The following is a 383-nucleotide window of genomic DNA, read 5'->3' on the forward strand; positions in this document are numbered from 1 at the left end:
CATGGTGGCGCTGCTGCACGGTGCGGGCGTGCCCGCAGGGGCGCTGCAGCTCCTGCACGGCGCAGGTGACACCGTGGGCGCGGCACTGGTCGCCGCACCCGGCGTAGCGGGCGTGGTCTTCACCGGCTCGACGCAGGTCGCCAAAATCATCAACCGCGCCTTGGCGGCCAAAGACGGCCCCATTGTCCCGCTCATTGCAGAGACCGGAGGCATCAACGCCATGCTGGTGGACAGCACCGCCTTGCCAGAACAGGTGGCCGATGCCGTGGTGCAAAGCGCCTTCCGCTCTGCGGGCCAGCGCTGCTCTGCACTGCGGCTGCTGTGTGTGCATGAATCGATCGCCGATGGCGTGATCGAGATGATCCAGGGCGCAGCCAAGGAAC

The 383-nt window shown here is 67.6% G+C and carries 1 protein-coding gene; it reads left to right on the forward strand.

Features of this window, described 5'->3' with window-relative positions; all coding sequences use genetic code 11:
- Positions 1-383: aldehyde dehydrogenase family protein (locus tag GNY06_RS02140; protein ID WP_166518594.1), on the forward strand; the 383-nt coding region annotated here is incomplete at both ends.

Source organism: Elizabethkingia argenteiflava, assembly GCF_009904105.1.
GTDB lineage: Bacteria > Bacteroidota > Bacteroidia > Flavobacteriales > Weeksellaceae > Elizabethkingia > Elizabethkingia argenteiflava.